Source organism: Chryseobacterium sp. JJR-5R, assembly GCF_034047335.1.
GTDB lineage: Bacteria > Bacteroidota > Bacteroidia > Flavobacteriales > Weeksellaceae > Chryseobacterium.
On the sequence record NZ_CP139137.1, the window covers coordinates 3,114,320 to 3,125,254 of the forward strand.

A 10,935-nucleotide genomic window follows, 5' to 3' on the forward strand; every position below is an offset into this window, starting at 1 on the left:
CTAAACACACATGAGTTTAATTTCGAAAAACGATTTAATTAAAGCTTCCGGTTTGAGCAGGATAGGATTTCTGAAGAATCCTGTAGCTTCAGCGATCATGAGCATTGCCAAAATAAATGAAGTAAATAAATTATACAATAAACTGAAATACAAGGAAGGGAAAGACTTCTTCGACTCATTTGTGAGGGAACGCAACCTCAGCTATATCGCTTTTGAGGAAGACCTGGCAAAAATTCCTAAGACAGGTCCGTTTATTCTTGTATCCAACCATCCCCTCGGGGCCATCGACGGAATTTTAATGTGTAAAATACTGTCGGAAGTCCGTCCGGATTTCAAAGTTATGGGCAACTTCCTGCTGGAGAAAATAGAACCGATGGAGCCCTATGTTATTTCGGTTAACCCTTTTGAAAACAGAAAAGAAGCATACAGCAGCTCATCCGGGATGCGCGAAACCCTGAAGCACCTGCAAAACGGAGGCTGTATAGGAATTTTTCCGGCCGGAGAAGTGTCCAATAAAAACAATCCTTACAACGAAATCCTGGATAAAGAATGGGAGAAACCGGCTCTTAAGCTCATCAAAATGGCAAAAGTCCCGGTAGTACCGATGTATTTCCATGCCAAAAACAGCCGGATTTTTTACCAGGTAGCCAAGCTCCATCCCAATCTGCAGACCCTGATGCTTCCGGCAGAAATGATGAATGAAAGAGAAAAGCCGATCAGGATCAGAATCGGGAGATCCATCGCCGTCAAAGCAATGGATGACATGGAGACCACGGATGAACTGGGCGAGTTCCTGAAGCGTAAGGTTTATATGATGAAATCTTACTATGAAAAGAGGAAATCCCTTGCCCAAAGCATCAACCTTAAGAACCTGTCTTTAAAATTCCCTCTGTTAAAGGAAGAAAATATCGTCCAGAACATCATTGATGAAACTCCGAAAGAGGATATCCTCAATGACATCAGCAAGCTGAAAGGTACCGATAAAATGTTCTTCAGCAACGGGAATTATGAAGTCTATTTCACTTCTTATGAAGAAATTCCGTCCATTATGAGAGAAATCGGGCGGCAGAGGGAACTTACCTTCCGTGCCGTGGGTGAAGGCAGTAACCTTCCTTTTGACCTGGATGAATATGACAAACATTACCACCATCTTTTTCTCTGGGACAGTGCAGAAGAAAAACTGGTGGGTGCCTACAGAATGGCCTTGGGCAAGGAAGTCATGAAAAAATCCGGGATCAAAGGCTTTTATACCAGCTCATTATTTGAATTTGAACAGGACATCCATCCTTTTTTTAAGAAAGTGATCGAGATGGGTCGCGCCTACATCCGCCAGGAATACCAACAGAAACCGCTTCCCCTTTTTCTTTTGTGGAGAGGGATTGTCCATGTCTGCCTGAGAAATCCGGACCATAAGTTTTTAATGGGAGGCGTAAGTATTTCCAATAAATTTTCCGAATTCTCGAAATCCCTGATGATTGAGTTTATGCGGTCCAATTATTATGATTCTGCTGTGGCCCAATACATTACCCCGAGAAATGAGTACAAGATAAAACTCCGGGAAAGAGACAAAAACCTTTTCTTTGATGAAATGGAATCTGATCTGAATAAACTGGATAAAATCATTGATGATCTCGAGCCTGAATTAAGATTGCCGGTGCTCATCAAAAAATACATTAAACAAAATGCAAAGGTAATTGCCTTTAATGTGGACCCGAATTTTAATGATGCAATTGACGGACTGATGTATATCCGGATCAGCGACCTTCCTGAAAGTACGATAAAACCTGTACTGGAGGAAATGAGTGAACAAATCAGGAGAGAGCAGGAAAATAATTCCGCTGAAAATCAATAGGTTTTAATTTTTAATGAAAAAAGTACGGTTAATACTTGCTTCATATACCAAAACTTACTACTTTTGCATCACTTTAAAACAATGAAGTAAAGAATGGTTTCTTAGCTCAGTTGGTAGAGCAATGGATTGAAAATCCATGTGTCCCTGGTTCGATTCCTGGAGAAACCACAAAAACCACCTGTAAAAAGGTGGTTTTCTTTTCCAATTGTTCTTCAGTAAAGATTGTGAAGTTTGGTAATTATCATTAATTTACATCACACCGCTTCTGAAAAGAAGTACTTAAGCGGTTTCTTAGCTCAGTTGGTAGAGCAATGGATTGAAAATCCATGTGTCCCTGGTTCGATTCCTGGAGAAACCACAGAAGTTAAACACAATTTAACTTAATCAATCAAAAAATTCCTTTTAAACAATGTTTAGAAGGAATTTTTGTTTTAATGATGTTTACTATTGTTTCATCAAATTTAGTCCTTTTTTGTCCCTTTGTTGTCTCTGAGGACAATTTAAAAAGATTTTCAACTGTATCACAGTCTAAAAATATTCAAAAAAGTGTTCAGATTTTTATACCGTCCGAAAACTTTTGTCCAACTTTCCAAAGGTGGGGGTGCTATCAAAAACTCGCCTTACCTCTCCACCCTAAGACTATAGATGGGTACTCTTCCGAGACATATAAAAAAAATAATTTTTAATACGCCGAGTTTTGTCGTATTACTAAGAGAAATTTGAACTAAAGTTCAAAAAATCATGAAATATGTTGAAAACCCCATACTATGAATAGTTTTTTTACTATACTTACGCATTTATTAACAAAATTTTGATGATTGTTTCAATCCTTGTTTTGTACACAGGTTGTGCATACTATTTCATGCTTGGTTTTAAAATCACAATCAATACGTTAAAAAAACAGTTCAAAAAAAGAAAATTGCTAAAAACTTCAAAACCTGTTTTAATACGACAGGTTTTGTCGTTAACTCAAATTATCTTTGTCAAAAGAAGACTAATTATTTCAAAAAATAGGGAAAACCCGTAATTTATTTTAATCAATTTATTATAATTGTCACCTCAAAAACACCTATGCAATGCGAAAAATTTATTTTACCGCTATCTCATTATTTATCTATCAGTTAGGATTTTCACAAATTCCTGACCTTCCGACAGTTTCCAAACCACAAACAAGTGGTTTGGGCAACTATTCAGGTAATAATTTTGGAAGCTCTGTAAGTAGTAGAAACTCCCCAAGAAACTATGCTCCCAATATTCCGAATCGTTCAAACTCCGCACAACAAAATGACTATAGCCCACAGGTAAGGTCGCAGAATAATGCTGTCATGCAAGACATAGATAGGGATATGGCAGAAGTTCAGGAAGAGCAATTTCGTGGATGGGTAGAAAACGGTAGAAATATGCCGTATGATTTACCGTCATTATCAGGAAAAGCAGGAACACAATCTTATTATGATGCTTTTAGCACTCTTTCTGCAATGGATTCCGAAAATTACTCATTAGTAGATGCCAATTTCACCGTAGAAAATGCTTTTTACGACAACAAAAGAGCCTTAAAAGGCTTCAAATCTGGAATCCAGAAAACCGCTAAACAACTTTTGCAGAAAATGAAAGAACGCAAACAGGACACTGAAAGTAATGTTTCTAAAAACCTGATGCTGTTTGAATATTTCTCTAAAGACATGAATCTCGGAGGAGCAACCCATAAAGCATTTGAATATGACTTCAAAGATTATATGGGTGAAAAAGATTACTCGAAGATGTTCGTTTCCAAATTGTTAAAAACAGGTTCAGGACAATGCCACTCTATGCCGTTACTATATTTGATTATCGCAGAAGCAATGGGCGCGGAAGCGCATTTATCATTAGCACCGAATCATTCCTATATTCGGTTTATAGATGATGAAGGACAGTACAGAAATATTGAGCTTACCAACGGGATGTTTTCAACTGACACATCATTGCTTGAATCCGGTTACATTAAATCAGAAGCCTTACAGAATAAAATCTATATGGAGAATCTATCCAAAAAGGAACTGTTGGGAATGGCTTATTTTGATCTGGCAAGAGGTTATGTCAAAAAATTTGGATATGATGAATTTGTAGGAAAAGTTATTGAAAAAGCGTTAGAACTCTATCCGAGCGGACTTGCTCCGAACATGGAAAAAGCAAATGTGAGCCAAGCACGATTTGCCTATGTAATGAAGAATTTGGGAATCAATCCCGAAAACAGACAGGATTTACAGAGAATCGGATATTTCCCAAAGGCTGTTGAACAGCTAAATGATGTTAATCAGCAATTTAACAAGATTGATGAACTCGGTTATACCGAAATGCCTGCATACGCTTACGAATCATGGTTGGCAAGTCTGAAAACAGAAAAGAATAAACAGGAAAGTGAAGTACTCGAACAAAAAATATATTTGTACCAACTTCAAAAACAGAAAAATAAACAACAGCAGGAAGCTGTGAGAAAAGCACAGGAACAAAAGAAAAAAGAATCTGATAAATCAAAAGAAAAAGCACAGTATTTCCCAATAGACCCAAATAAATTATGATGAAAAAACTATTACACATTAAACTCTTTACAATACTGTTTATCAGCAGTATTACAAGCATAAAAGCACAAAACAATCAGTTTTACAATGATTCCTACCTGACTATTGATAATATGCTTAATAATAAACAGCCGTACAGCTTCAAAGAAGCCGTTTTTAGCGTGGAAAATGCTTATTATCAGGGAAAGTTAGATATTGACAAATTAAACGGAGAAATCGGCTTTTTAAAGAACTTCGCAAACTCTATTTTAAAGAGCAGGGATTTAACTTACAAAGAATCTGATAAGGACAAAGTAAGCAAATATGCAACGGTATATTCCATAATGTGCCAGACACTTCCAATTGCATATAAAGATACAGTAATACAGTACAAACCATTTACCTATGATTTTACAGATGTGTTCGGACATAATGATATTAGCAACCTGTTCGTTTCAAAACTATTAGCAACGAAAAAAGGTAATTGTAATTCAATGCCGTATCTGTATAAAATTTTAGCCGAAGAAATCGGAGTAGATGCAAATTTGGCGTTAGCACCGAATCACGTTTACATCAAGCATAACATCAAAGCAGGAGGTTGGTTTAATACAGAGCTTACAAGCGGTATATTTCCCATTGATGCGTGGCTGACGGCTTCTGGCTACATTCATTTGGATGCCATTAAAAATGGTGTGTTTATGAAAGCCTTGAACAATAAGGAAAGTTTGGCATTATGCTTATTTGATTTAGCACAGGCATACAACCGAAGTTCCCCGAATAATGACGGAGAATTTGTTTTGAAAACGGTCAACAGAGCCTTAGAGGTTTATCCGAATTTCGCCAAAGCATTGATATTAAGAGCTGAAACTCACAAAGAACAGTTTGAAAAACTTATGGATAGGCATAACCTGAAAACAGATAATGCTGAAAACTTGAAACTCGTACAACAACAAGACCCAAAAGCCAAAGAACTGTTTGAATTGATGAGCAAAGAATACGGACATATTTATGAAATAGGTTACAGGCAGATGCCCGAAGAAATGTATTTAGATTGGCTCGTGTCACTGAAAACTGAAAGAGAAAAATTTGAAAACAAAAAATTATTAGATAACTTTACAAAATAACCAAATGAGAAAAATTTTATTAATTGTCTTTGCCATATTTGTAGGATTTTTAAAGGCACAGACAAAGAAACAGACCACCACAAAACACAAAACAGAAAGGAAATGGGTAAATCCTGTTAAACTGTCAAAAGAAGAGCGTAGCCGTCCGTACATGGATGAAGTTTTGAAAACTCGAGATTCATTAACACCGCAGGAAGCAGAAAGACGTAGAAAAAATATTGCTGTCGGAAATCCTTTTGCAAAGTATGGAGTTCATCCGAAAATTGCAACCCTTAGCAAAGGAAAATATCTGGAATTTCACGATATGGATAGTGTTGTGAGCATCGGGTCAGTACGATATAACAGAAAATCAAAATCTATTACAGAATTTAGAGAGATTGATTTGAGTAGCCCCGATTCACAGCCGTATTTAGATACAGCAGGACGTTGGATAAGTCCTGACCCATTGAGTGAAGAATTTAGCAGTTGGTCACCATATAATTATGTGTTTAATAACCCTGTAAAAAATGTAGACCCTGATGGTAGAGCGCCATTTTCTGTAGTTCCACCTGATGACCATTTTAATCAATTTGGACAGTTTTTATATACAGATAATAAAACGACAAATAATATTGTCATAGATTTTCAAAATCCTATAACTGGAAAGCTAAATACAGCTCCATGGTTGTCTACTGAATTAAAAGACTACGCTTTTAATAAAGGAAATATGCAAACATTATTAAATATTGGAAATTATTATGCTGACCAAGCTGGAGTTGATGTTAGTGGTTTAAGAAATGAATCAGTTTCTGTTGCAATGTGGAATGACAAAGTTTATTCGGGAGGCAGTCCAGATAGAGACAAAGGAGACTATAAAACATTTAATGGTGGGCAATATTGTTATGATTGTTTGATGCAAAGTAATAAGGAAGAAAAAACAATTAGTATTCAAGTAAATGAACATAAAGTAGACTCTAAATTAAATAATAAGTATAATTTTATGAGTACTATGGAACACGAAGGAAGTGCCAAAACGCCAAGTCATTTTAGTGTCAATGTAAACCCGAGAGACACTTCAACCAAAGGACAACGTAATGAGCATCTAAAAATTTATAATTATCAAACAACTAAATCATCGTTCTTCAAAAAAACTACACCTGAATTTCAAAAATTGATAAACAATAACTATAAAGATGTAAAAAATGGAGCGACAGGAAACTAATATTATTATGAAAAATAAACTTTATGCATTAATTCTATTATTACTTACAATTTGTTGTAGTAATATTAAACACGAAAATGATTACTCAATAAATATTCATTACCAATATGTTATTTTTAAAGATAATAATTTGAAATCATACAATATTTACATTGAAAATTTTCTAAATATTAGAAACAATACTAAAGACACTTTAATAATCCCACATAAAGACATTGAGAAACATTTAAAAATGATATATAAAAGTGACTCTATATCATTGAATTTCATGTCAAATAATGATATTAAAATAGTTCCATCAGATTCCATTGATTTGAATTGTGCAACAAATTTAAACCAAACCGTAAAGGAGATTCCTCTTAAAGTTAACAAAGAAAACTACAAAATATACAATGAAGCCACTAAAAGTAATTTATCATATAGTGATGACTATGAAATAATTAGAAGTACTAAGTTTGGGGTTTTCAAAGAAAAGTATTTAAAATAGTAATACTATGATAAAGAATGAAAATTTCAACAAATCAGTCACGGCTATTCATGATTTGATAATACATATTAAGATAATGACAGTGAATAATATACAACATAGAGAAATGTATAATTTCATTGATGATGTAGAATATTTACCTCAATTAATTACAAGTGAAGAGGGGCAAACTAATTTGTTTGATTAAGAATTAAGAAAAATATGCGAAAAATATAATCTTATGCCTATTTTTAATAAATACAATGGAAAATAGTAAACCATAACTATAAAAAACTAATTATATGAAAATCAACGATTATATTGACTCATTAAGAGCCAAAGAAACTGAAGAGGAACAAAAAAAGAAAAGAGAAAGTATTGAAAGAAGTATGGCTCGTCAAAAGTTTGAAGAAATACTTCCTGATGTAAGAATCAAGGTTGAAAAAGCTCTTAGGGAAATTGAATCAAGCAATCTTAATCTTTTTACATTTAAAGATACTACTGATAATTATCCTTTTCCCGAGGATAACTTTCCAACGGTTGATAACTTTAAACATCCAAATGATGAGAAAAATTCATTTAGCTTCTTAATTAAATTTCACACTAAGACAGTTAAAACCTGTAGTCTTACAGTTACAACATTTCGAGATAATGAAAGCATATATGTAGATACAGAATTATATCAGGCATCTAATGAGAGAACAGTAGATACAAAAATTTCACTGGAAAAATTCCTTGAAGATGATTTTGAAGATACATTGGTTTATCTCTTACAAAAGATTGACGAAGAAATAAAATAATAAATAATTGATAACGATTGCGTTAAGTCTGTAATTAAGCAAAGCTGTTTTTTCACAATGAACATGAAGCATGGTATTGATCATACCGGATACGACAATCACTGCACCATTAGGTCAACTAAATTAAAAAAAACAATTCGAACTGACTTATATTACAATTGTATTACTCTTTTTTAAATATATTCTCATTATGTATTCAATCTCTTTCCAATAATTTCAGATTACTCCATTTTTCACTAAAATAATTATATATTTATTTAAGAACGATAAAACTAATAAACGATGGAAGGATTGTATCAGAGAAACAGGATTTACTTAACAAATGAAGAACAAAACTTTATTAAAACATACCCTTTATTAATTGCGGGCTGTGGAATCGGAAGCAATATTGCTGAATGCGCACTGAGGTTCGGTTTTGAAAATTTAACGCTTATTGACGGCGATACGGTAGAACAATCAAATCTCAACAGACAAAATTATACTTTAAATGATCTTTCGTTTTTTAAGTCTGAAAGATTATTTAAAAGACTGAAAGAAATCAATCCGGATGCAGATATAAAATTTCACACAGGATATATTGATCACAATAATATCAGTGCTTTAATAAAAGATCATAAAATTGCTGTTAACGCTTTGGATTTCGCTTCTGATATTCCTCTGTATTTTGATCAGCTTTGCCAGGAAAAAGATATCAGTGTCCTGCACCCGTATAACCTCGGCTGGGCTGCATCAGTGGCTGTCATCACCCCTGATTCTGAAAATTTGCAGTCAGTCAGCGGTAATTTCAATGAACTGGAAATGGTAAAGTTCATCATTGGGGATTTAAAGTCTAAAGACAAAAATTATAATTGGCTGGAAAGCATACTTGACACTTACATCAGTGAAGAGGAAAAACTTTCGCCTCCCCAGCTTTCCGTAGCCTCCTGGATTTTAGGTGGAATCTGTACGCAGCTGCTGTACCTGATTGCCACACAGCGGGAGATCAGAAAATTTCCAGACTATTATATCAAGTCTGTCCTTTTATAAAAGCTTATTATTGGTTACATAAGATAAAGCCTCGGAAATATTATTTACCTGCATTTTTTCAAACAGTTTCCTTCTGTGGAATTTTATGGTATCGGGAGAAATAAAAATCTTTTCTGCAATTTCATTAATGGTATAGCCCTGCGCGTGATATCTCAGAATATCAAGCTCACGTTCGTTAAGTTTTGCCTTTTCCTCATTTCTCCAGATATCCTGTTTGACGTCATAGCTCCAGAACTCATTGGTGCCCTGTTTGAAAACCGTGATATTTCCGGAATCGGCATGGGTGGAAAGAGATACAAGACACATGGCTTTCCAGATTTTTCCGGCTTCGGTAAGGAAAATCGGGGTCAGTTTATGGTTGATTAAAATGGCTTTTTCCTTATTTAAAAGGTGAAAATCATAAGAAATGGTGTATAGCTTTCTGTCTGAAACAGGAATTTTCTCATAAAAATCAAAACCTGCCTGATTTATTTTAAGCAGGAGGTCAAGATCATCTTTTCTGACATATTTAAAATAAAAGTTGTATCCCATCTTCCTCACCTCATCCGCAGAATGTCCGCATAAAAACAGGGGATTATCTGAAACGTACTCAAAATTCCTGTTTTGGTAATCAATAATATAAACGCTCATATAGCTTACCCTGGCAAAAGCTTCCGTTACCTGTAAATAATTGTTCAGCTGATCTTTTTCCTCAGCGGAAATATTTTCAACAGTATTTTTCGAGAAAAAGAAATCATTCACATGTTCACTCATAGACTTAAGTTTGGTTATTGTTTTTTATTAAATGCCGAGTTTTATAAAACTTCTACACTTAAGTGTAGTACAGGTGTAAATCAATCCCTATAAATTTATAAAAAATAATTCCCATGGGCAAGATAAATATCCTTACATCCGATTTTGATTACAGGAAATTGGCAGAATTCATTATTAAGGAAAATTATTCCCATCACAGCCAGACCCATGTATTTTCAGATCAAAAAGTAAAGGCTGTTTATGAAGAAGAGATATATTACAGAAAAAATTCACTGGTCTTTGCCCTCAAGGATTCACAGGATACTTTAATCGGAACCATCAGGGCCCTTAAATGGAACTATTTTGATCTGCTGCCTTTAGAAAAAATATTTTCAATACATCCTTTTCAGGTAACTGAAAAAAGTTTTGAGGGTGAAATCTGGCATATCGGAAGATTTGCAATCAGAAAAAATGAAGGGCTGCTTCCTTTAAAGAAATTAATGACCCTCGCCATAGGAAGTGTATGCGGAAAAGAAAAAAATGTAGCTTTTGCAGAATGTGACACCAAACTGTTAAAAATACTATATCTGATGGGGATAGAGCCTGAAATAATCGGTCCCGCCAAATATTATTTGGGCTCTGAAACCACTCCTGTCCTGATGGTTTATGATAATCTTATCAAGTTTTACCGTAAAAATGAACATTTGATCAAGAATCAGCCAGGCAATTACATCAAGCCTGTTCTCCATCCTGCTCTTGACCCAGGCACCGTAAATTATTCTTTTATGTAAATGAAAGCTAATGAAAGAATAACTCAAAATTTTTAATTATTAAAAAAATCAATTGACCGGGTTCACCACAATTATAATTCAGATGGAAATTAAAAAATATTGCTTCTGAAAGAAAGGCCGAAACCGGGAAGAAAATTGATCGGACTACAAAATAATTTCCTGCAGGAAGAGACCAGCGAAGGAGCGAATGTCGATAAACTTTGATCCGCAAACAAATCATTTTTAAATTTTATTATCATGAAAAAAGCAAAATTCAATGCAAAAGAGTTCTTAAATGTTAAAAATCTTTCTCCACTGGAACAAAATAAAGTAAGAGGCGGATTTGGAGCACAGGAAGCAGATAACGTAGTGGTAAGACAAGTACGTGTAGTACAACAGGTCGTTGTAGTAACTGCATAATCTAAAA

10 protein-coding genes and 2 tRNA genes are annotated in these 10,935 nt (G+C 34.5%); 11 read left to right on the forward strand and 1 reads right to left on the reverse strand.

What is annotated here, in order from left to right; genetic code table 11:
• Window positions 1-10 precede the first annotated feature (10 nt).
• The 9 genes from SD427_RS13620 to SD427_RS13660 all read left to right on the forward strand — a co-directional run bounded on the left by SD427_RS13620 (window position 11) and on the right by SD427_RS13660 (window position 9,006).
• Window positions 11-1,852, forward strand: a complete 1,842-nt coding sequence (locus SD427_RS13620) for a lysophospholipid acyltransferase family protein (RefSeq protein ID WP_320558354.1) — start codon at window positions 11-13, stop codon at window positions 1,850-1,852.
• Window positions 1,853-1,947: 95 nt separating this feature from the next.
• A tRNA-Phe gene (locus tag SD427_RS13625) sits at window positions 1,948-2,020 on the forward strand.
• Between the two features lie 117 nt (window positions 2,021-2,137).
• Window positions 2,138-2,210, forward strand: a tRNA-Phe gene (locus SD427_RS13630).
• Window positions 2,211-2,928: 718 nt separating this feature from the next.
• Entirely contained in the window at window positions 2,929-4,410 is a 1,482-nt protein-coding gene (locus SD427_RS13635) for a hypothetical protein (protein ID WP_320558355.1), read from the forward strand.
• Window positions 4,407-5,513, forward strand: coding sequence for a hypothetical protein (locus SD427_RS13640; RefSeq protein ID WP_320558356.1), 1,107 nt, complete (start codon window positions 4,407-4,409; stop codon window positions 5,511-5,513). Before SD427_RS13635 ends, SD427_RS13640 begins: the two co-directional genes overlap by 4 nt.
• A gap of 4 nt (window positions 5,514-5,517) precedes the next feature.
• The gene (locus SD427_RS13645) at window positions 5,518-6,714 is read left to right on the forward strand and encodes an RHS repeat-associated core domain-containing protein (protein WP_320558357.1); all 1,197 of its coding nucleotides are present in this window, start codon (window positions 5,518-5,520) and stop codon (window positions 6,712-6,714) included.
• A 7-nt stretch (window positions 6,715-6,721) separates the two neighbouring features.
• Window positions 6,722-7,201, forward strand: a complete 480-nt coding sequence (locus SD427_RS13650) for a hypothetical protein (RefSeq protein ID WP_320558358.1) — start codon at window positions 6,722-6,724, stop codon at window positions 7,199-7,201.
• Window positions 7,202-7,482: 281 nt separating this feature from the next.
• On the forward strand, window positions 7,483-7,980 hold the full coding sequence (locus tag SD427_RS13655; RefSeq protein WP_320558359.1) for a hypothetical protein: 498 nt from the start codon (window positions 7,483-7,485) through the stop codon (window positions 7,978-7,980).
• A gap of 282 nt (window positions 7,981-8,262) precedes the next feature.
• A complete protein-coding gene (locus SD427_RS13660) occupies window positions 8,263-9,006 on the forward strand; it encodes a ThiF family adenylyltransferase (RefSeq protein ID WP_320558360.1) in 744 nt (247 codons plus the stop codon).
• Here the strand turns inward: SD427_RS13660 and SD427_RS13665 are convergent.
• Complete coding sequence (locus SD427_RS13665) at window positions 9,001-9,759, reverse strand: helix-turn-helix transcriptional regulator (protein ID WP_320558361.1); 759 nt, start codon at window positions 9,757-9,759, stop codon at window positions 9,001-9,003. The two genes, SD427_RS13660 and SD427_RS13665, sit on opposite strands and share 6 nt — an antisense overlap.
• A 113-nt stretch (window positions 9,760-9,872) precedes the next feature.
• Between SD427_RS13665 and SD427_RS13670 the strand changes: the two genes are divergently transcribed.
• Together SD427_RS13670 and SD427_RS13675 are read left to right on the forward strand one after the other, a co-directional pair.
• On the forward strand, window positions 9,873-10,529 hold the full coding sequence (locus SD427_RS13670) for a hypothetical protein (RefSeq protein WP_320558362.1): 657 nt from the start codon (window positions 9,873-9,875) through the stop codon (window positions 10,527-10,529).
• 237 nt (window positions 10,530-10,766) lie between these two features.
• Window positions 10,767-10,928 carry a hypothetical protein gene (locus SD427_RS13675; protein WP_320558363.1) on the forward strand — a complete coding sequence of 54 codons (162 nt, stop codon included), beginning with the start codon at window positions 10,767-10,769 and terminating at the stop codon, window positions 10,926-10,928.
• Window positions 10,929-10,935: the final 7 nt, after the last annotated feature.